Source organism: Mesorhizobium sp. M4B.F.Ca.ET.058.02.1.1 (assembly GCF_003952505.1).
Classification (GTDB): domain Bacteria; phylum Pseudomonadota; class Alphaproteobacteria; order Rhizobiales; family Rhizobiaceae; genus Mesorhizobium.
Genome location: NZ_CP034450.1, coordinates 376,351 through 396,066, shown reverse-complemented (window position 1 = coordinate 396,066; position 19,716 = coordinate 376,351). Strand labels below are relative to the sequence as shown.

At 63.9% G+C, this 19,716-nt stretch carries 19 protein-coding genes, 2 tRNA genes and 1 pseudogene; 12 read left to right on the top strand and 10 right to left on the bottom strand.

The genetic code is table 11. The features are described 5' to 3' along the window. Positions 1-287 precede the first annotated feature (287 nt). The 6 genes and pseudogenes from EJ073_RS01915 to EJ073_RS01890 all read right to left on the bottom strand — a co-directional run bounded on the left by EJ073_RS01915 (position 288) and on the right by EJ073_RS01890 (position 7,460). Positions 288-3,071, bottom strand: a complete 2,784-nt coding sequence (locus EJ073_RS01915; RefSeq protein ID WP_126054187.1) for a valine--tRNA ligase — start codon at positions 3,069-3,071, stop codon at positions 288-290. 474 nt (positions 3,072-3,545) lie between these two features. Continuing rightward, the gene (locus EJ073_RS01910) at positions 3,546-4,370 is read right to left on the bottom strand and encodes a PopZ family protein (RefSeq protein ID WP_126054186.1); all 825 of its coding nucleotides are present in this window, start codon (positions 4,368-4,370) and stop codon (positions 3,546-3,548) included. 266 nt (positions 4,371-4,636) lie between these two features. Then, positions 4,637-6,025: a TolC family outer membrane protein gene (locus EJ073_RS01905; protein WP_126054185.1), complete on the bottom strand. Its 1,389-nt coding sequence runs from the start codon at positions 6,023-6,025 to the stop codon at positions 4,637-4,639. 183 nt (positions 6,026-6,208) lie between these two features. Further along, positions 6,209-6,882, bottom strand: a pseudogene (locus tag EJ073_RS01900) (protein-L-isoaspartate O-methyltransferase). Positions 6,883-6,974: 92 nt separating this feature from the next. After that, a tRNA-Cys gene (locus EJ073_RS01895) sits at positions 6,975-7,048 on the bottom strand. Between the two features lie 154 nt (positions 7,049-7,202). Continuing rightward, on the bottom strand, positions 7,203-7,460 hold the full coding sequence (locus EJ073_RS01890; protein WP_126054184.1) for a hypothetical protein: 258 nt from the start codon (positions 7,458-7,460) through the stop codon (positions 7,203-7,205). 216 nt (positions 7,461-7,676) lie between these two features. Here EJ073_RS01890 and EJ073_RS01885 point away from each other — a divergent pair. From EJ073_RS01885 to EJ073_RS01870, 5 genes are all read left to right on the top strand, one after another. Then, positions 7,677-7,751, top strand: a tRNA-Asn gene (locus tag EJ073_RS01885). A gap of 485 nt (positions 7,752-8,236) precedes the next feature. Beyond that, positions 8,237-8,416, top strand: a complete 180-nt coding sequence (locus tag EJ073_RS01880) for a hypothetical protein (protein WP_126054183.1) — start codon at positions 8,237-8,239, stop codon at positions 8,414-8,416. A gap of 157 nt (positions 8,417-8,573) precedes the next feature. After that, the gene (locus tag EJ073_RS31375) at positions 8,574-8,732 is read left to right on the top strand and encodes a hypothetical protein (RefSeq protein WP_189347342.1); all 159 of its coding nucleotides are present in this window, start codon (positions 8,574-8,576) and stop codon (positions 8,730-8,732) included. Positions 8,733-8,883: 151 nt separating this feature from the next. After that, on the top strand, positions 8,884-9,063 hold the full coding sequence (locus EJ073_RS01875; protein WP_126054182.1) for a hypothetical protein: 180 nt from the start codon (positions 8,884-8,886) through the stop codon (positions 9,061-9,063). A 180-nt stretch (positions 9,064-9,243) separates the two neighbouring features. Next, positions 9,244-9,672, top strand: coding sequence for a cupin domain-containing protein (locus EJ073_RS01870; protein WP_126054181.1), 429 nt, complete (start codon positions 9,244-9,246; stop codon positions 9,670-9,672). A 6-nt stretch (positions 9,673-9,678) separates the two neighbouring features. On the opposite strand, the gene EJ073_RS01865 is transcribed toward EJ073_RS01870, so the two are convergent. Further along, positions 9,679-10,134 (bottom strand): carboxymuconolactone decarboxylase family protein, encoded by a 456-nt coding sequence (locus tag EJ073_RS01865; RefSeq protein WP_126054180.1) that lies wholly within the window; start codon positions 10,132-10,134, stop codon positions 9,679-9,681. 292 nt (positions 10,135-10,426) lie between these two features. On the opposite strand from EJ073_RS01865, the gene EJ073_RS01860 reads away from it, so the two are divergent. The 3 genes from EJ073_RS01860 to EJ073_RS01850 all read left to right on the top strand — a co-directional run bounded on the left by EJ073_RS01860 (position 10,427) and on the right by EJ073_RS01850 (position 12,261). Continuing rightward, positions 10,427-11,185, top strand: coding sequence for a copper homeostasis protein CutC (locus EJ073_RS01860; RefSeq protein ID WP_245455451.1), 759 nt, complete (start codon positions 10,427-10,429; stop codon positions 11,183-11,185). Between the two features lie 16 nt (positions 11,186-11,201). Then, positions 11,202-11,696, top strand: coding sequence for a GNAT family N-acetyltransferase (locus tag EJ073_RS01855; protein WP_126054178.1), 495 nt, complete (start codon positions 11,202-11,204; stop codon positions 11,694-11,696). A 76-nt stretch (positions 11,697-11,772) separates the two neighbouring features. Next, complete coding sequence (locus EJ073_RS01850; protein ID WP_126054177.1) at positions 11,773-12,261, top strand: SRPBCC family protein; 489 nt, start codon at positions 11,773-11,775, stop codon at positions 12,259-12,261. Between the two features lie 69 nt (positions 12,262-12,330). Here EJ073_RS01850 and EJ073_RS01845 read toward each other — a convergent pair whose 3' ends face one another. The 3 genes from EJ073_RS01845 to EJ073_RS01835 form a co-directional block, all read right to left on the bottom strand. Continuing rightward, positions 12,331-13,125 (bottom strand): xanthine dehydrogenase family protein subunit M, encoded by a 795-nt coding sequence (locus EJ073_RS01845; RefSeq protein ID WP_126054176.1) that lies wholly within the window; start codon positions 13,123-13,125, stop codon positions 12,331-12,333. Positions 13,126-13,139: 14 nt separating this feature from the next. After that, on the bottom strand, positions 13,140-15,491 hold the full coding sequence (locus EJ073_RS01840; RefSeq protein ID WP_126054175.1) for a xanthine dehydrogenase family protein molybdopterin-binding subunit: 2,352 nt from the start codon (positions 15,489-15,491) through the stop codon (positions 13,140-13,142). 124 nt (positions 15,492-15,615) lie between these two features. Then, the gene (locus EJ073_RS01835) at positions 15,616-16,116 is read right to left on the bottom strand and encodes a (2Fe-2S)-binding protein (protein ID WP_126054174.1); all 501 of its coding nucleotides are present in this window, start codon (positions 16,114-16,116) and stop codon (positions 15,616-15,618) included. 214 nt (positions 16,117-16,330) lie between these two features. On the opposite strand from EJ073_RS01835, the gene EJ073_RS01830 reads away from it, so the two are divergent. From EJ073_RS01830 to EJ073_RS01815, 4 genes are read left to right on the top strand one after another with little or no spacing between them, the layout of a single operon-like run. Further along, positions 16,331-17,566, top strand: coding sequence for an FIST signal transduction protein (locus tag EJ073_RS01830; RefSeq protein WP_126054173.1), 1,236 nt, complete (start codon positions 16,331-16,333; stop codon positions 17,564-17,566). A gap of 15 nt (positions 17,567-17,581) precedes the next feature. Beyond that, positions 17,582-18,925, top strand: a complete 1,344-nt coding sequence (locus EJ073_RS01825) for a hybrid sensor histidine kinase/response regulator (RefSeq protein WP_126054172.1) — start codon at positions 17,582-17,584, stop codon at positions 18,923-18,925. A gap of 8 nt (positions 18,926-18,933) precedes the next feature. Next, the gene (locus EJ073_RS01820) at positions 18,934-19,194 is read left to right on the top strand and encodes a hypothetical protein (protein WP_126054171.1); all 261 of its coding nucleotides are present in this window, start codon (positions 18,934-18,936) and stop codon (positions 19,192-19,194) included. 13 nt (positions 19,195-19,207) lie between these two features. Further along, positions 19,208-19,636: a hypothetical protein gene (locus EJ073_RS01815; protein WP_126054170.1), complete on the top strand. Its 429-nt coding sequence runs from the start codon at positions 19,208-19,210 to the stop codon at positions 19,634-19,636. Positions 19,637-19,716 lie beyond the last annotated feature (80 nt).

The window sequence follows — 19,716 nt, the reverse complement described above, 5'->3', positions numbered from 1 at the left end:
AGGCGTACATGTACACCTTGGCCGGCTTCCTTTCGGGCCTATCGGCCTATGCCGCCGCCTAGCCGAAAAATGGCTTTGCCGGGGCAACTCGGCGGAAAAAATCTGTGAAACCTGTCACAAAAAGCTCAAAAACAAGGCCTTTCGGGGCTATTTGGCCCCATTGTTACATTATGGCAACAATGGGGCTAAAACTTTCCGTTTACGTCAAAATTAACGCAACGGCATGGCCGTTTTCGAGGCAATTAACCTACCGGAAACCTGCCTGCTAGTAGAGGCGAATCTTGACTTCAGCCGGCGTCGCGCACCCGGGTCAACGCCACCGAAAGCTTCTCTTGCGCCTCGCGGTATTCGTCGAGTTTTTCACGCTCGGCCTCGACCACTTCTTCCGGCGCGTTGGCGACGAATTTCTCGTTCGACAGCTTCTTGTGCAGGCGGGCGATCTCCTCGGTCACCTTGGCCAGTTCCTTCTGCAGCCGCGCCGCTTCCGCCGCGAGGTCGATCAGGCTGCCGAGCGGCAGGCACACCGTCGCCTCGTTGAGCACCATCTGCGCCGAGCCCTTCGGCGGCGCGTCGACCAGCGCGATGTCGCCGACGCGCGCCAGCCGCTTGATGGCCTGGGCGTGGCGCTCCAGCCGCTCTTGCGTCAGCGTGTTGGCGCCGATCACCATCAGCGGCGCGATCGCCGCCGGCGGCACGTTCATTTCCGAGCGCACCGAGCGGATGCCGGAGACGAGATCGACCAGCCAGTTGATGTCGGCGGCCGCGTCCGCGTCCTCGAAGTCCGGCGACGGCCAGGCGGCGTGGCAAAGCAGCGAAGCGCGCTCCTGGCCCTCGCCGGCGGTCTGCGCCCACAACTCCTCGGTCATGAACGGCATCATCGGATGCAACAGCTTGTAGATCTCGTCGAGCACGAAGGCGACGCAAGCTCGGCTCTCAGCCTTGGCCGCCTCGTCCGTGCCCATGAATACAGGCTTCAGGAGTTCCAGGTACCAGTCGCAGAACAGATTCCAGACGAACCGGTAGGCGGCACCCGCCGCGTCGTTGAAGCGGTATGAGGAAATGCCGTCGGTGATTTCACGCGCCGCCCGCGTCAGCTCGGTGAGGATCCAGCGGTTGACCGCGAGCTTGGCGTCGTTCAGCCGGAAATCGTCGTTGCGCGCCACCTCGTTCATCTCGGCGAAGCGTGTCGCGTTCCAGAGCTTGGTGCCGAAATTGCGGTAGCCGGCGATGCGCGCCGGATCGAGCTTCACATCGCGCCCCTGCGCGGCCATCACCGCAAGCGTGAAGCGCAGCGCGTCGGCGCCGTATTCGTCGATGAGCTCGAGCGGATCGATGACGTTGCCTTTCGACTTCGACATCTTCTGCCCGTTCTTGTCGCGCACCAGCGCATGGACATAGACCGTGTGGAACGGCTCCTCGTCCATGAAATGCAGGCCCATCATCATCATGCGGGCGACCCAGAAGAAGATGATGTCGAAGCCGGTGACCAGAACGTCGGTCTGATAGTAGGTCTTGAGCTCCGGCGTCTGGTCCGGCCAGCCCAGCGTCGAGAACGGCCAAAGCGCGGAAGAGAACCAGGTGTCCAGCACGTCCTCGTCGCGGGTCAGGATCTCGCCCGGCTTGAAATTCTCGAGCTTGTCCTCGACCCAGGCCTTCCACGGCCCCTCCAGCGCCAGATAGTATTCGATCGCCGCGGCGAGCGCCTCTTCCTCGGTCTTCTCGACAAAGACGCGTCCATCCGGCCCGTACCAGGCCGGGATCTGATGGCCCCACCACAGCTGGCGCGAGATGCACCAGGGCTGGATGTTCTCCATCCAGTCGTAATAGGTCTTTTCCCAATTCTTCGGCACGAAATTGGTACGGCCCTCGCGAACCGAGGCGATCGCGGGCTTCGCCAGCTCGGCCGCGTTGACATACCACTGGTCGGTCAGGAACGGCTCGATCGGCACGCCACCGCGGTCGCCATGCGGCACGGTGTGGCGGTGCGGCTCGATCTTGTCGAGGAAGCCACCGGCCTCCATCAGCTCGACGATCTTCTTGCGCGCGACGAAACGGTCGAGGCCGTTGAGTTCGTCCCATACGGCCTGGCGTTCTGGCGTCCCCTCGAGACCGGCCAGGAAATCCTCATTGTCCTTGAGGTTGATCGCCGCCTCGACGGTGAGGATGTTGATCGCCGGCAGCTTGTGGCGCTTGCCCACCTCGAAGTCGTTGAAGTCGTGCGCCGGCGTGATCTTGACCGCGCCCGAGCCCTTTTCCGGATCGGAATATTCGTCCGCCACGACGGGAATCCTGCGGCCGACGATCGGCAGGATGACGTTCTTGCCGACCAGGTGCCGGAAGCGCTCGTCGTCCGGGTGCACCGCCACCGCCGTATCGCCAAGCATCGTCTCGGGACGCGTCGTCGCGACCGTGATGAACGTCCTGGGGTCTTCCGGGTCGAACGCCGCGCCCTCGACCGGATAGCGGAAATGCCAGAGATTGCCGTTGACCTCATGCTGCTCGACTTCGAGATCGGAGATCGCGGTGAGCAGCTTCGGGTCCCAGTTCACAAGGCGCTTGTCCTTGTAGATCAGCCCTTCCTTGTAGAGCGTCACGAACACTTCCAGAACCGCCCTGGACAGGCCCTCGTCCATGGTGAAGCGTTCGCGCGACCAATCGGCCGAGGCGCCGAGCCGCTTCAGCTGGTTGAAGATCGCACCGCCGGATTCGGCCTTCCACTCCCAGACCTTCTCGATGAACTCCTCGCGAGCCAGGTCGCGGCGATGGATCTGCTTTTCCATCAGCTGGCGCTCGACCACCATTTGCGTGGCGATGCCGGCATGGTCCATGCCAGGCTGCCACAGCACGTTCTTGCCGCGCATGCGCTCGAAGCGCACCAAAATGTCCTGCAGCGTGTTGTTGAGCGCATGGCCCATATGCAGCGAGCCGGTGACGTTCGGCGGCGGGATAACGATGGTGAAGGCCTCCGCCCCCTCCTCCGCGCCGGCACCGGCGCGGAAGGCATCGGCCACTTCCCAGATTTTGGCGATCTTCGGCTCGACGGTTTTGGCGTCGTAGGTTTTTTCGAGCATGGGAAAACGGTCCGCGCTGTCGGGAGTTTGCTGACCCGGTGTAAATCGGAAGGTTTTGGCCAAGTCAACCGCAGGGCTGCCTTGATCCTTCAGCGGCAAATAGGCTTCGCCCCGGTCATTTCAACGCCAGGCCATGCCCGCATTCGGCGCAGAACTTTGCCCTTGATGTGCGGTACGGCTTTCCACATGCCTGACAGTCGGGGCCGTAGTCGGAGCGGCGGACATGCAAGTGCCAGAAAGTATGGTGAATTGTAACCCCCGTCAGGTCACGATAGCGATCGGCGGCCGGGTTGCCCGCAGTCGATAGCTGTAAGTCAGTCGTCGGCGCATCAGCCGAGAATAACGGCGGTATATGGCTTTGAAGGGCCGGTCCTTGACCGCTGATCCTGGCCATCCAGGTCAGCCGACCGAGCCACGGCCAAAAAAAGCGCCGCCTGAGGCGGCGCTTTCATTTGTTTGACCTTATCGACGGAACTATTGCGCGCCGCGCGCCACGCGCTCGATTTCCTCGCGTACCAGGCGCTCGACCAGCGTCGGCAGGTTGTTGTCCAGCCAATCCTGCAGCATCGGCCGCAGCATGTCCTCGGCCATCTCGTCGAAGGTCTTCTTGCTGCGGCTGGCGAAGGCATCGGAAAGCTCGCCAAAGGCAGCGGCGACCTGGCGGCCGACATGCTCGGAAAGGATCGCCGTGCGGGCGGGCGGCGCCTCGGGCGGTGGCGCCGCAGCGACGCGCGAAACAGCCGGTTCATAGGCGGCCTCATCCGCCAGCTCGTCCTCGGCAATCGCAACGTCCGGCACAACATCCGGGGCGCTCGGCTCGACCCTTTCCGGCCTCGCGGCACCCGCCTTCGCCGTTTCACCGACAGCGGCGATCTCGCGCTGCCAGTCGGCGACGATCGTGTCGCTGGTTTCCGCAAATCCCGCCGGCTGAGCCAGTGCCGGTTCGGCGGCGATCCTTGCACTCACCTCCGCGAGTGTCACCGGCGCCTTGGCCGCAACGGCCGCGGCCGCATCCGTGCGCGATGGCGTTTCCACGCGGGCGGCGGTCGGCTCTGCCGCCAGCTGTGCCTGAACCTCGGCCAGGGAGGCGGGCTTGCGGACCTCCGCATTGAGCTCGGCGCGGAAGGCATCCACGTCATTTGCCGGCGCGGCGGTCGGCGCGGGCTGGAGATCCTGGCGCAATTCGTTCGCGTCCCCCGCCTGTTTGCGGCCGGTGTCGCTGTCCTCAATGATCCTCCGGATGGAAGCCAGTATCTCTTCCATGGAGGGTTCGCGCTGCGCGCTGCTTGCCGTCGCCATTGTCACATCCGCCGCCCTTGTGACTCATTCCAGATTTCCGCTCCGGCAAGGCCGGATTCGAATCATGGCGACAGGGTAACCGACGGATCGTCGTCCGAGAATCCCCAATCTGGGGAGATGTGGGATTTCAACAGATTAGGCGACACAGGCCGATCAGCGCATCTACGGCTGGAGCTGGTCGCTGCGACATTGGGACAGCCGCCTAAAGCAAAAGCGCCGCGCATCCCCGGACGCGCGGCGCTCTTGAACCTGGCAACACGCAGCGGTCAGCGGCCGTCCGGCGTGCGCAGCCCGTACCACTTGTCCTTGACGGCCTTGTAGTGCTCTTCGGGCTTGTACTTCGTCACGTTCAGGGCGAGACGATCGACCGAAAGGCGACCGATCGCGGACAGGATGGCATAGCTCGCCACCACCACGTCGCGCTCGGAACTGGCAAGGTTGATCTTGGCGCTGATGACGGCGTTCTGCGCGTTCAACACGTCGAGCGTGGTGCGCTGGCCGACATTGCGCTCCTCGATGACGCCGTTGAGCGCCAGTTGCGCGGCGGCGATGACTTGCCTGTTGGCGGCGACGCTTTGCTGCGCGGCGGTGTATTGCGTCCAGGCCGACGTCACCGCCTGGCGCACGGTGTCGCGGCTGACATCGACCTCGATCCGGGCCTGGCTCAGCGATTCTTTCCTCTGGCGCACCAGCGCCGAGGTACGGCCGCCCGAATAGATCGGAATGGTCAGCGTCGCGCCGATGCTGGCCGAATTCGTCGTGCCGTCGGACGTGCTCAGCACGCCGGGAACGGTGTTGCGGTAAGCGCTGGAAACACCGGCATTGGCGGAAAGCTGCGGCAGCAGCGCGCCCTCCTGGGATTTGACCGAGAATGCCGCGGCATCGACCAGATGCTCCGTCGCGAGGATGGCGGGATGTTCGGTGGCGGCAATCGCGATCGCGCCGTCGAGGCTGGACGGCAACAGCTTGGCCAGCGGCGCCGCGGCCTTGAGCTTGCCGGGCTCGTCGCCAACGATCTGGTGATAGGTCGCCGCGCTGGCCAGCGCCTGGGCGCGGGCGGCGCTGAGCTGCGCCACCGCCGTCGAGCGCGAGGCATCAGCCTGGGCGACGTCGGTTCTTGTGCCCTCGCCGACCTCGAATCGCGAACGCGCGGCGCGCGCCTGCTCGGTCAGGAACTGCAGATTCTGTTCGGTGAGCACAGCGACCTGGCGGTCGCGAATCACGTCCATATAGGCGCTCGCCGCGTTGAACAGGATGTTCTCCTCGGTGTTGCGCAGACTTTCGACCGAGGCCCTCACCTGGGCTTCCGCGGCCGCGACATTGTTCTTGGTCTGAAAGCCGTCGAACAGCGTCTGGTCGATCTGGACGCCGAAATTGCCGGTGGTCAGCCGCACGCTCTGGTTCGTGCCGTTGAGATGGCTGCTCGAGTAGTCGATGCTGCCGGAACCGGTGACGGTCGGGCGCCAGCCGGACTTGGCGATGGCCACGCCCTCGTCGGTGACCCGCACCCCGGCCCGGGCGGAATTCAGTGTGGAATTGTTCTGGTAGGCCTTTGCGAGCGCTCCGGTGATGCTTTCCGCGGAGGCGGCCAGCGGCGAAAGGGTGGTCGCGGAGGCCAGGAAGGCGGCTAGAACAGTCTTGCTTACGGACGGCACGTAATATCCCTCATTCGTTTTGCATGGGAACCGCGCCACGACAGCCACTCATCTCTGAACAGCCGGCGCCGCGCTTCTATCGTTCCCCCGCTGACTGCCCCGAAATGCCCGGTTTATGCGATCAGCAACGATTGTTCAAACACAAGCGATCACGACAGCGCCTTCACTGCAAGGCAAAACCGCTCAGAATTCAAATGCGTGGGTACGTTCAAATCCGGGTAGTGGCTTTATTGCCGCATTGAATGCCCGTCTTCCCGTTACAACCCCCCTGCCTTGAAAAACAGCCGGGCCACGCCGGAATTGCCCTGACCTTCCACGGCAACGAGTCGGCCCTCCTCCGCAAGCTGGTCGAGCAAAGCGGCCGGCACTTCCTCGACGCTTCCGCCGATGAAGATGACGTCGTAGGGCGCCTTGGAGGCATGACCCTGCGGGAGCGGCCCGGTGATCACTGTCACATTGTCGCAGGCCAGCGCCGCGAGCGCCGATCGAGCGCCGTCCGCCAGCACCGAATCGCTTTCCAGTGCAACGACAGAGCGGGCCAGCCTCGACAGAAGAGCCGCCGAATAGCCGGTGCCGCAACCGACATCCAGCACCGAATCACCGGCGCCGATCTCAGCCAGTTGCAGGAGCTTGGCGAGGGGAGACGGTTCCATCAGATAGCGCGCGCCGCTGCCGTTGGCGCCGCTGGAAATGCGGATGTCCTCATCGATATAGGCTAGATCGCGCTGTCCGTCGCCGACAAAGGCCTCACGCGGCACCGACAGCATGGCCTCGATCAGCGGCGCGCTGGTCACGTCGGTGGTGCGGACCTGGCCATCGACCATCTTGACGCGGCGTTCGGAGAAATCAGCGCTCATTTTCCTACCAGTCCGCCCAACAAATCCCGCTTGCCGCACCTCGACCGCGGTTCAATCCAACCGGAACCCCTGCCCCATTGGGGGCCGGCAACTGGAGGCCTCGCCCGGAATCGAACCGGGGTGCAAGGATTTGCAGTCCTCTGCGTAACCACTCCGCCACGAGGCCTCGTTGCTCCCGGCGTTCCGAGCGAACTCAATATGTTGGCGGTGAAATGCCGTCAAGCGCCCGCGCGTTAATCCCGGCGCTTTCCCTCATTGGACAACTGGACACCGTTTCCGATCGGTTTCCATCAGCGCGCCCGTGGCCGCCGGCCGACAAGTCAATCCGGACGACGCCGGCGTTCCCACCATACCACGATGCGGCGCCGGTGCCGGCGCACCATGGCGAATTCATAGGAGAGCACCAGCAATCCGATCGGGATCATCCAGAAGCCCAGGATGGGCAGGAAGCCGAGAATGCCGCCCAGAATCAGCACGACGCCGATGGCGATCCTGAGCCCGCGCGAGCGCGGCATGGTGAATTCACGGCCGAAGACCGTGATTTTCCGCGCCGGTGCGTTGTCGCCTGCTGCAGTCATGTCGTGCCTGGTTTCCATGAATAGAGTCATCGGCCAGCAATAGCCAGAACGGCCTTTTCCCGCTCACGTTCCCTGCGGAATTGCTCATATGAGGAGCCCGGCCGGCGATTGCCAGAAACTGCCATGCACAAAATGGCGGAAAAAAATGTGAAATGCTTCTTTGCAAAGCCGAAACGGGTTTGCTATAGGCAGCGCCACTTACACAAGAGCCTCTGTTCCCCGGTAGCTCAGTGGTAGAGCAACCGGCTGTTAACCGGTTGGTCGCTGGTTCGAATCCGGCCCGGGGAGCCAACAATTTCAAGATTTGCAGAGTTTTCAGGATTGGCCGAAGACGGCCGATCCACGGCATATTTGCGCAATTCGACTTCGCCAGGCGCCGAGTTGCACGCGGAATCGATCGGCGTTGGCTCGCGTGCGGCGTGCTTCCTGCGGGATAGCTGGCGACCTCGGGAGAAGCGGTGAGCACTCCGATTGCCGCTCGGCGATGACCAGCGAGTACGACCGAGAGCGATGACAACGAAGCAGCGACCTCGCCGCTCCATTCGCGGAGCGGCGAGGCACCCCTGCGCCCCAAGTGCCGGTCCCAACACCCGGCACTGCTGACGTTGCAATTGTGGTGCCAGCAGCAAATGACCCATTATGAGACGCCTGCGCGCCTCGGTTCAGGCGGCAAATCGCGCGCCGGGCAGGCGTGGCACGGTTCTTGCTGCCACAGCTTCAGGCATGCCGGCGCAAAGACGCTGTTCCTATCGACACCGGCATATGAGGTTGGGACAATGATGTCGCACAAACTTCTGTTCGGCCTTCCCACGATGGTCCTGGTCACGGCCCTGGGCATGGCCCTCACCCGCTTGGCATTGGCCTTTCGCGAGTTCGTCGCGCCACGCTACCGGCCGGAACTCCACTATATGCGCGGGCCCGGGCCGGCCACCGCGCGCCGCCTGAGCGGGCGCTGAGCGGGCGCTGAACGGGTGTTGCGGCTGGGCCTGTCCTGGGCGGAGATGCACCTCGTGGCGCCAGCCGGTGGCTTGCCGCCGCCATAGAGCAAAATGGGGATTCACATAACCCGAGATATGATTTAGGCTACCCTCAAAAGATCGCAGGGTGGCAACCGTGGAAGCGACTTTCGACGACCTGACCAGGGCTGTGGCACAGCCCCGCAGCAACGTGCGCGCCGTTGGCCGCGCTATCGCGCTCAACCTCGCCGGCAAGCTCCTGATGGGTATCGCCATCGGGCTGGGAATTGCCATTGGCATGGCCATCGCCGGCTAGCGCGGTAACCTGCTCGTCACAAATTCCGCCGCTCCATTTGAGAGGCGTGCGGCAGGCGTTGGCATTATATATTAGCAATCGCTTGTATTTCGACCAAACCAGGATCATCATGCAAGGCGCTTTGTCGGGAGCTCTTCAGGGAGATTTTCCGATGCGACCGGTGCTCATTGTGATCGCCTTGGCAGTCTGCTTTGTCCTGTGGGACAGGCTGGAGAATGAAGGCCGTTACACAACACGGATAGAAGACAGCTTCCGGCAGGCGGCCGCTGACCTGCCGAGCGGCTCGTACGGCCACGAGATCCGGTCCAACCGTGACCTCATGAAGCGTTGAAGGGCTCTCAGAATGAGCCGAAGCGGCGGCTGACGCGCAATTCTCGCATTTTCGCACTCCTCACCGCTGCGGCCACGACAGCCCGTGCCGTCAGTCATGCTGATGTGGCGCGCGGACTGTCATCGAATCTTGCGCCCGCACGCACGTCGCGCCATGGTCTGCCAGACCCGAGGAGGAATCATGCGAAACGTCCTGGCATCGGCGCTGCTGACCGTCGCGCTGTCCGCAACCGCCGCCAACGCTCTGGACAGCGGCGCAAACCCTGTCGTCGTGACCCCGCTCGCCGATCGCACGGAAACGGCGTCCGGCCAGCCGATCACGCTGCCGCAGAAGAATGTCGAGGTCATCGTTTCGACCTTCGAGATCGCCGTCGGCGCGACCTTGCCGGTCCACAAGCATCCGTTTCCGCGCTACGCCTATGTCGAGGCCGGGACGCTCAAGGTGACCAATGTCGAGACCGGCAACAGCAACACCTACAAGACCGGCGATTTCATCGTCGAGATGATCGGCCAGTGGCACCAGGCCACCAATATCGGCGACAGTCCGGTGAAGCTGCTGGTCATCGACCAGGTCGAGCAAGGCGCCAAGAACACGGTGCTGCGCCAGTAATCGCCCTCACCCCCACGCGCCGACAGGTTGCTCGGTGGCGGCGTTGAGGCGGTTGAAGGCGTTGATCAGGGCGATCTGCACCACCAGTGCGGCCAGTTGCTTTTCATCATAGTGCCGGGCAGCTTCGTCCCAGATCGGATCCGGCACCGGGTCGGCCCGGTCGCTCAGCCGGGTCGTGGCTTCCGCCAGCGCAAGCGCGGCGCGTTCCGGCTCGCTGAAGTAAGGCGTCCGCCGCCAGGCGGAGACGGCAAAGATGCGCTCGTCCTTCTCGCCGGCCTTCTTCAACTCACGCGCGTGCATATCGACGCAGACGCTGCAGCCATTGATCTGGCTGGCGCGCAGGTGGACGAGCTTGCGCGTCACATACGGCACGTCGGCCGCCTCGGTCGACTTGTCCAGGGCCAGCAATGCCTGCAGTGCGCCGGGAATGAGCATTACGGGGTTTTTCAGTCGTGCTTGCACAATGGTCTCCTTCGGGCGTGTTATTACAAGCCCCGGGTGCCGAGCATCCGGAGTTCCTGGCTTCTCCAGGGTTCCTTGTTTCGCCGAGCGGCGGGCTGGGCGACGCCTTTCCCGCCGCACCCGATAAATAACCCGTCGGCTATGAATTAACTCATAACTCCTCAGTTATTGAATTGTCAAGCATACCTTGTCGAATGCAGGCCGCCCGCCGCCTGCTGGACCGATCATTGCCGCTTTCACGGCAGCGGACCCGATGCTAGGGCTGTCGCCGAAAATACGGACGGACCGCATCTTGACCAAGAATTCTCAGCCAACCCTGATCGAGCTCTGTGTCGAAGGCATTGACGGGCTGCTTGCCGCGCAGGCCGCCGGCGCCGACCGGGTCGAACTCTGCGCCAGCCTGGTCGAAGGCGGCATCACGCCGAGCCTCGGCACTGTGCGCGCGGCGCTCGAGCTTGCCACCATTCCGTTCCACGTCATCGTCAGGCCGCGCGGCGGCGATTTCCTCTATAGCGAGGCCGAATACCGTTCGATGCTCGCCGATGTCAGCGCGCTTGCCGACCTCTGCGTCGCCGGCGTCGTCGTCGGCTGCCTGAACGCCGACGGCACCATCGACGAGACCCGCATGGGTGAACTGGCGCGTGCGGCTGGCGCGCTCAACGTCACCTGCCACCGCGCCTTCGACATGACGCGCGACCCGGCCGAGGCACTCGAGGCACTGGTCCGCTGCAAGGTCGGCCGCGTGCTGACCAGCGGCCAGCGCGACTCGGCACTGGAGGGCGCCGAGCTTCTGGCCGCGCTCGTCCGCCAGGCTGGCGAGCGCATCATCATCCTCGGCTGCGGCGGGCTCGATCCCGACAATATCGCCGAGGTGCTCGCCAGGACCGGGCTGAAGGAAATGCATTTCGCGGCACTTGCCGATGTGCCGAGCGCCATGCGCTACCGCAACCCGCGCGTCGGCATGGGCGGCAGCGATCTCGACCGCGAATACCGAACCACGGTGACCGACGGGGCATTGGTGGCGGCGACCATCGCGGCCGTCAGGGCCTGACCCCGGGGAAGATGCGATGACCGAAGGACGCTCGCCGATCGACCGCGTTTCGCCCGAAGATGAGCCCGCCATCCTCGCGCTCAACAACGAGCATGCGGCGGAACTGTCCTGGCTTGAAGCCGAGCGGCTCTCCTTCCTGCTCGGAGAGGCGTTTTATGCGCGCCGCATTGGCGCGCTCGAGGCCTTCATCATGACCTTCGACCAGGACGCCGACTACGACAGCCCGAACTTCCTCTGGTTCCGCGAACGCTACCCGCGCTTCGTCTATGTCGACCGGGTCGTCGTCGCCGCAGCGGCGCGCGGCCTTGGCCATGCCCGCCGGCTCTACGAGGATCTGTTCGAGTATGTCGCGCGCTCCGGCCAAGCGATCGTCACCTGCGAGGTGAATGCCGATCCGCCCAATCCGGCTTCGGACGCCTTTCATGCGGCGCTGGGATTCGCCGAGGTCGGCGACGCGGTCATCCATGGCGGCAAGAAGGCCGTGCGCTACTACCTCCGACAACTCGCCTGAGCGCCGGCGAGCGGCACTGGCGCATGAAACAAGCCGTCGCTAAAGTGATCGTCTCCGCCACTGGGGGCGAACCGTGATGCCAAGCAACGTCTTCCGCTTCGACGAGCGCTGGGACATTCCAGAAGCGACGCCGCAGGAAGTGTGGGATGTGCTGTCCGACGCCGAGTTGCTTCCGCTCTGGTGGGGCGACGTCTACAAGGAGGTCGTGCCGCTCGACAAGAAGGGCAAGGGCGTGGTCGGCTCGCGGGCCAGGGCCCGCGCCCGCGGCGCCCTGCCCTACGAACTGAACTTCATCATCGAGGCGGCCGAGCTCGAACCCGGCCGGCTTGTGGTGGTCAAGACCTTTGGCGATTTCGACGGTCTGTGGCGGGCGGAGCTGTCGCCCTCGGGGAATGGCACCCGGGTCAACCTGATCTGGCAGGTCACGGTGCTGAGGCCGATCCTGAAGTTTCTGGCGCCACTGCTGAGGCAGGCCTTTGCCTGGAACCACCGCTGGACGACGCCGCGTGGCGAAGCCGGCCTGCGCCGCTATCTGTCCGGACGGAAAAATCGCCAGGCAGCCTGATCCAGGCCCAGCGACGGCGGCGAAAAGGGGGCCATAACGGCCCCTTCTCTATTCACGTGATGGCAAGTGTCAGCCGGCGGCGGCAACAGCGCGCTTGGCCATGACCGCGATTAGATTGGCCCGGTACTCCGCCGAAGCGTGGATGTCGCTCATCAGGTTCTTCGCCGGCACCTTCACGCCATCGAGAGCCGCAGCCGCGAAGTTCTTCGCCAGCGCCGCCTCAATCTCCTTCGAGCGGAACACGCCATCGTCGCCGGCGCCGGTAACGGCGGCACGGACCCCGTCCTTGCCCTTGGCCACGAACACGCCGACGATCGCATAGCGCGAGGCCGGGTTGCGGAACTTTTCGTAGGCCGCCTTGGCCGGCGCGGTGAAGCTCACCGCCGTGATGATCTCGCCATCCTTCAGCGCCGTCTCGAACAGGCCCTTGAAGAACTTGTCGGCGGCGATCTCGCGTTTGTTGGTCACGATCGTGGCCCCCAGCGCCAGCAGTGCCGCCGGATAGTCGGCCGCCGGATCGTTGTTGGCGATCGAACCGCCGATGGTGCCTCTGTGGCGCACGGCCGGGTCGCCGATCAGCGAGGCCAAATGGGCGAGCGCCGGGCAGGCCTTCCTCAGCTTCTCGTCATTGGCGACATCATGGTGCGTGGTGGCGGCGCCGATGGTCACCGTCTTGCCCGACACCTTGACGCCCTGAAGGTCCTTCAGCCGCGACACGTCGACGAGGTCGGAGGGCGCGGCGAGCCGCGTCTTCATGGCGGGGATCAGCGTCATGCCGCCCGACAGGAGCTTGGCATCGCCGTTCTTCAGCAGCTTGGCGGCCTCGGCAACCGAGGCGGCGCGGTGATAGTTGACCGAATACATGCTTGCTCCCTCCCTCAGTGCTTGGTCTTCGAACGGATCGCGGTCCACACCGTGGAGGGCGATGCCGGCATGGCGATGTCGGCGATGCCGATGGCGTCGGTGATGGCATTGATCACTGCCGGCGGTGAGCCGATGGCACCGGCCTCGCCGCAGCCCTTGATGCCCAGCGGATTGCTCGGGCAGGGCGTGTTCGAGGTCGAGACCTTGAACGACGGCAGGTCGTCCGCGCGGGGCATCGTATAATCCATATAACTCGCCGTCAGCAATTGACCGCTGGCGTCGTAGTAGGCGCCTTCCAGCAGCGCCTGGCCGACGCCCTGGGCGATGCCGCCATGCACCTGGCCCTCGACGATCATCGGGTTGATGATGTTGCCGAAATCGTCGGCGGCCACGAACTGGACGATCTCGGTCGACCCGGTCTCCGGATCGATCTCGACCTCGCAAATGTAGCAGCCGGCCGGGAAGGTGAAATTGGCCGGATCGTAGAACGCCGTCTCCTTGAGGCCCGGTTCCATGCCTGCCGGCAGATTGTGGGCGGTGTAGGCGGCGAGCGCCATCTGGAACCACGGCACGTTCTTGTCGGTACCGGCGACCTTCAACGCGCCGTTTTCGATGACGATGTCGCTCTCGTCGGCCTCGAGCAGATGCGCGGCGATCTTCTTCGCCTTGGCCTCGACCTTGTCGAGCGCCTTGGAGATCGCCGACATGCCGACTGCGCCCGAGCGCGAGCCGTAGGTGCCCATGCCCATCTGCACCTTGTCGGTGTCGCCATGGACGATCGACACGCTGTCGATCGGCACCCCGAAGCGCTGGTTGACCAGTTGCGCGAAGGTCGTCTCATGGCCCTGGCCATGGCTGTGCGAGCCGGTCAGCACCTCAATCGTGCCGACGGCGTTGACGCGCACCTCGGCTGATTCCCACAGGCCGACGCCGGCGCCGAGCGAGCCGACCGCCGCCGACGGCGCGATGCCGCAGGCCTCGATATAGCAGCTCATGCCGATGCCGCGCAGCTTGCCTTGCTTGGCGGCTGCGGCCTTACGCTTGGCAAAGCCCACATAGTCCGATGCCTTCATCGCCGCGTCGAGCGAGGCTCCATAGTCGCCGGCGTCATAGTTCATGATCACCGGTGTCTGGTGCGGGAAGGATGTGATGAAGTTCGCGCGTCGAAGCTCCGCCGGCGACACGCCGAGCTCGCGCGCGGCGGTCTCCATCGTGCGCTCCAGCAGATAGGTCGCTTCCGGCCGCCCTGCCCCGCGATAGGCATCGACGGGCGCCGTGTTGGTGTAGACGGTGCGAACGTTGGCGTGGATCGCCGGGATGTCGTACTGGCCCGACAACAGCGTGGCATAGAGATAGGTCGGCACGCAGGACGAGAACAGCGACATGTAGGCGCCAAGATTGGCGATCGTGTCGACCTTGAGGCCGGTGATGCGGTTGTTCCTGTCGAAGGCCATCTCCACCGTCGAGACATGGTCGCGGCCATGCGCATCCGAAAGGAAGCTCTCGGTGCGGTCGGCGACCCATTTCACCGGCACGCCGGTCTTCTTCGAGGCCCACAGGCAGACGATCTCTTCCGGGTAGATGTAGATCTTCGAGCCGAAGCCGCCGCCGACATCGGGGGCGATGACGCGCAATTTGTTCTCCGGCGCGATGTTGTAGAAGGCGCTCATCACCAGCCGCGCGACATGCGGGTTCTGCGATGTCGTCCAGCAGGTGTAGTGATCCTCGGCCTTGTCGTAGTGGCCAAGCGCTGCCCTGGGCTCCATCGCGTTGGGCACCAGCCGGTTGTTGACGATCTTCATGCGGGTGACGTGCGCCGCGCCCTTGATCGCCGCGTCGACCGCCTTGGCGTCGCCGATCTCCCAGTCGAAGATCAGGTTGTTCTCGGCTTCGGTATGGATCTGCGACGCGCCTTTCTCCAGCGCCTTGGTCGCGTCGACCACCGCCTTCAGTTCCTTGTAGCTGATCTCGACAGCTTCGGCCGCGTCTCGCGCCTGGCCCTTGGTTTCGGCCACCACGATGACGACCGCATCGCCGACATAGCGGACCTTGTCGACGGCCAGCGGCGACCATGCGCCCATCTTCATCGGCGTGCCGTCCTTGGAATGGATCATCCAGCCGCAGATGAGGTTGCCGATGCCGTCGGCCTTGAGCTCCTTGCCGGTCAGGACGCCGATGACGCCCGGCATGGCTTGCGCCTTCTTGACGTCGATCTTCTTTATCTGCGCATGCGCGTGCGGGCTGCGCACGAACGCGGCATGCTTCATGCCGGGAACCACCATGTCGTCGACATAGCGGCCGGCGCCGGTGATGAACCGCTTGTCTTCCTTGCGCGCCACCCGGGCGCCAACACCTTCAATGCCCATTAGCAATTCCTCCGGAATTTAGGGGAGTAGGTCAGTAAGGGAGTAAGGCAGTAGGGAAATCGGCAGCGGGTTCGGTACGGCGTACTCACCTACTCCCTTACTGCCCTACTCCCTTACTCCCCTATCAAGCAGCTTGTTTCGCCTTGCCCTTGGCGCCCTTCGACATCGCCTTCGAGGCGGCGAGGATCGCCTTCACGATGTTGTGGTAGCCGGTGCAGCGGCAGATATTGCCTTCGAGCTCGGCGCGCACCGTGGCCTCGTCGAGGCCTTCCGGATGGCGCGCGATCATGTCGGTCGCCGTCATGATCATGCCCGGCGTGCAGAAGCCGCATTGCAGACCGTGATGCTCCTTGAACGCGGCCTGCACCGGGTGCAGGTCGGCGCCGTTGGCGAGCCCCTCGATCGTCACCACGCTCGACCCCGCGGCCTGCGCCGCCAGCATCGAGCAGGACTTCACCGCCCTGCCATCGAGATGCACTATGCAGGCGCCGCATTGCGATGTGTCGCAGCCGACATGCGTCCCGGTGAGGCCGAGAACCTCCCGCAGGAAATGAACCAGAAGCGTGCGGTCCTCGACGGCGCCGCTGACCCGTTTGCCGTTCACCGTCAACGATATGTCCGACATGAAACCTCCCTGGGTATTTTTTGCCTTGGTGTCCTGGCGCCGTTTCCTCCCGGCGCGCCGGCTGTTTGCTTGATGCCGCACAGAAATGCGGGAAAAAGTACACCGAGCCCCTCCACGGCGCGAGAATGCAGTTCGCCCGAAACGGCGCATATTGTACTTTCGGTCACGCCGGAGGGGGGCGGCCCATTGCCAAAGCCTCCCCTTGAAGACAACAATGCCTTCGACGCCGCGCGCCCGACGCGCACAAAAACACGTCGGAGGAAAACGCAGGAGAAGGCAGCTGGCCAGTTCGCGCACGCGCTATGCATGCGGCCTCTCGGCGCTCACCACGGATGAGCCCGACGCCGGCGCCTTTGCCCGTGCGGTCGCGGCGGAATCCGCGGCGATCGACGCCGGCTTCGCGCTGCTGTTCTTCTCCCAAAGCCTGGTCGATGCGGGGGTGCTGTCGGAAGCGCTGACGGAGCATGCGCCGGCGCTTGCCTATGCCGGCTGCTCGACCGCAGGCGAAATCACGCCGCAAGGCCTCGAGGAAGGCCACATCCTTGCCCTGCTCCTGCCTTCCGCCTCGTTCGCGACGGCCAGCATCATGGTCGACAATCTCTCTTCCTCGGGCATGGACAGGATCACCGGCGAGGTGGCGGCGCTCAGGCGCTCGCTGCGCGGCCGCGTCGGGCACGAACGGGCCAAGGATACCTTCGCGCTCTGCTTCATCGACGGGCTGTCCTATGCCGAGGAGGCAGTGACGTCGGCCATCCATTGGGGGCTCGACGGCATTCCGCTGATCGGCGGCTCGGCGGGCGACGATCTCAAATTCGAGACCACCACGCTGATCTCGAACGGCAAGGTCACCTCCGACAGCGCCATCATCATGCTGATCGCCACCGAAATCCCCTTCCACGTCTTCAAGACCGACAATTTCATCCCCACCGACGAGAAGCTGGTGGTGACCGCTTCCGACCCCGATCACCGCATCGTGCGCGAATTCAACGCCGTCAACGCCGCCGAGGAATATGCCGCCTCGGTGGGGATCCTGCCGCATACGCTGACGCCGCTGAGCTTCGCCTCGCATCCGGTGGTGGTGAAGGTGCGCGGCGAATATTACTGCCGCTCGATCCAGAGGATGCATGCCGACGGCTCGCTCTCCTTCTTCTGCGCCATCGACGACGGCGTCGTGCTCTCCATCGCCCAGCCGAAGAACATGGTGGAGGCGACGCGCGCCGCGCTCAGCGACGTCCGGGAGCGGCTGGGCGGCATCGACATGATCCTCGGCTTCGACTGCGTGCTGCGGCGGCTCGACGCGCGCAACCGCCAGGTGTTCAGGGATATTTCCGAACTCTACCGCGTCAACAACGTCATCGGTTTTGGCACCTACGGCGAACAGTACCGCTCGATGCACCTCAACCAGACCTTCACCGGCATCGCCTTCGGCGATCGCCTGGCCGCCGAATAGCGCGCGGGCCGCCCCATGCCGCTCCGGGATATCAACGACCTCGAAAAGCTGAAGAAGATCAACGCCGCCCTCGTCAGCCGCGTCGAGCGCTCGATGGACCAGCAGGGCAATGCCTTCTCGCTGTTCCAGACCGCGATCTCGCTGGAGAACCGGGTGCGCAACCGCACCGAGGAGCTGCACTCAACCCTGCGCCGGCTCGAGCAGACCAACATCGACCTCATCGCCGCCAAGGAAACCGCCGAGCTGGCGAACCTTTCCAAGACCAGGTTCCTGGCCGCCGCCAGCCACGACGTGCTGCAGCCGCTGAACGCCGCCCATCTCTCCGTCTCGGCGCTGGCCGAAGTGCAGACCAGCGAGGAAGGCAAGAAGCTTGTGCGCCAGGTCGAGCGCTCGCTGGAGACCATGGAGGACCTACTGCGCACGCTGCTCGATATCTCCAAGCTCGACGCCGGCGTGGTGCAGCCCGAGATCGGCGATGTCAGCCTGGAGGCGCTGTTTTCCTCGCTGCGTTCGGACTTCCTGCCGGAGGCGGAGAAGAAGGGCTTGTCGCTGAAATTCCGGCCGGTCCATGTCCTGGTGCGCTCCGACCGCACGCTGTTGCGCCGCATCCTGCAGAACATCCTGTCCAATGCGCTGCGCTATACCCGCTCCGGCGGCGTGCTGGTCGGCACCAGGCATCGCGGCGATATCATCCGCATAGACGTCGCCGACACCGGCTGCGGCATCGCCGACGACCAGCGCGAGGCGGTGTTCGAGGAGTTCCATCGTGGTAGCACGGCGCTCACCGACACCGGGCTTTCCGGCGGCGGGCTGGGACTGGGCCTCGCCATCGTACGCCGCATGGCGGCGGCGCTCGGCCATCCCGTGACGTTCTCGTCGAAGCTCGGCCGTGGCACCATCTTCCACATCGACGTTCCGGTCGGCATGGGGGCCGCGGCCGACGCGATCGTCAGCACGGCGGATCTGGAGCGGCCGCGCGGCTACGGCCTGTTCGGCACCAAGGTTTTGCTGGTCGAGAACGATGCCGACGTACTGCAGGCGATGACCTTCCTGCTCGAACGCTGGCAGTGCCAGGTGCGCGCCGCGACCTCGACCGACGATGCGCTCGATCTCCTCGGCGACACCGACTGGGTGCCCGACATCGTCATTGCCGACCAGCATCTCGACGGCGGCGACCTCGGCACCGCGACCATCGCCGAGGTCCGCGACTATCTCGGCCGCCCGGTGCCGGCGCTGATCGTCACCGCCGACGGCTCGGAACCTGTCGCCAAGGCCGCCCGCTCCGCCGGCATCGAGCTGATGCGCAAGCCGCTGAAGCCGGCGCAGCTTCGGGCGCTGCTGGCGCATTTGTTGGCTTAGGGCTGTCCTTGCAGATGCCTCTCAACCAAACCATCGTCTACAGAAACAACACAGATAGGGCGATCCGGATCGTCGTAGAGCCTTGGGCGCGCCAGTACCTGATCGATCCCACAGTAGAAGTGGAATTCCGATTCTTCGCCGAATCCGCTTCTGCCAATCGCATCGAAATCGAGGAAAGCGGAAAATATCTGTCCCTGTGGCCCCCGGATGGAGGAATTGTCCAACTTTTTGTCGATGGCCGCGAGCTTAAGCAAGTAGCTCAGGAGTGATCCAGAAATCGCAATGATAGTACAATTCCATGGCATCACATTCGACCTGGCTGCCGGATGGGAAGACATAACCGACGACGTTCCTGGAGCGTGGCCCCCTACCTTAGCCAAGGCATCGGGTGTCGGCGCTCTTCAATTCTCTATCGCCAAATATCGGAGCGGGGAAAAACCAAACGCGGGTTTCGATGTTCTTAGATCGTTCATGATCGAATTTTGCCACAACAACCTCATAGACACCAATCATATTTCGGAGGAGAAATTCGCAAGCACAATGAGTGTTGGCGTATTGTATCGGAAAGCAGATGAAACGTTGTCTGCTTGGTACTTGTCGAATGGGAACGATTTTGCTTTCGTGACCTATGTCGGCCTTGGCGAAGAAAGCGAGATTATGAATGAAGAACTGGATGAAGTGAGAGCAGTCGTTTCGTCGATATCGTTTTAGGGGCCTGTGGGTCTGTCGGAAATGAATTACGGTGACAGTGCACTTTTTCGTGCTCGCTCGGCGTTATCACCTGCAGGGTG

Bases quoted from the DNA above. Each gene is read 5' to 3' on its own strand.
- EJ073_RS01880 (WP_126054183.1), top strand. From the start codon at position 8,237: ATGATGTCGCACAAACTTCTGTTCGGCCTTCCCACGATGGTCCTGGTC.
- EJ073_RS01910 (WP_126054186.1), bottom strand. From the start codon at position 4,370: ATGGCGACGGCAAGCAGCGCGCAGCGCGAACCCTCCATGGAAGAGATA.
- EJ073_RS01840 (WP_126054175.1), bottom strand. From the start codon at position 15,491: ATGGGCATTGAAGGTGTTGGCGCCCGGGTGGCGCGCAAGGAAGACAAG.
- EJ073_RS01850 (WP_126054177.1), top strand. From the start codon at position 11,773: ATGCCAAGCAACGTCTTCCGCTTCGACGAGCGCTGGGACATTCCAGAA.
- EJ073_RS01835 (WP_126054174.1), bottom strand. From the start codon at position 16,116: ATGTCGGACATATCGTTGACGGTGAACGGCAAACGGGTCAGCGGCGCC.
- EJ073_RS01890 (WP_126054184.1), bottom strand. From the start codon at position 7,460: ATGACTGCAGCAGGCGACAACGCACCGGCGCGGAAAATCACGGTCTTC.
- EJ073_RS01830 (WP_126054173.1), top strand. From the start codon at position 16,331: ATGCCTTCGACGCCGCGCGCCCGACGCGCACAAAAACACGTCGGAGGA.
- EJ073_RS01825 (WP_126054172.1), top strand. From the start codon at position 17,582: ATGCCGCTCCGGGATATCAACGACCTCGAAAAGCTGAAGAAGATCAAC.
- EJ073_RS01870 (WP_126054181.1), top strand. From the start codon at position 9,244: ATGCGAAACGTCCTGGCATCGGCGCTGCTGACCGTCGCGCTGTCCGCA.
- EJ073_RS01855 (WP_126054178.1), top strand. From the start codon at position 11,202: ATGACCGAAGGACGCTCGCCGATCGACCGCGTTTCGCCCGAAGATGAG.
- EJ073_RS01845 (WP_126054176.1), bottom strand. From the start codon at position 13,125: ATGTATTCGGTCAACTATCACCGCGCCGCCTCGGTTGCCGAGGCCGCC.
- EJ073_RS01815 (WP_126054170.1), top strand. From the start codon at position 19,208: ATGATAGTACAATTCCATGGCATCACATTCGACCTGGCTGCCGGATGG.
- EJ073_RS01915 (WP_126054187.1), bottom strand. From the start codon at position 3,071: ATGCTCGAAAAAACCTACGACGCCAAAACCGTCGAGCCGAAGATCGCC.
- EJ073_RS01875 (WP_126054182.1), top strand. From the start codon at position 8,884: ATGCGACCGGTGCTCATTGTGATCGCCTTGGCAGTCTGCTTTGTCCTG.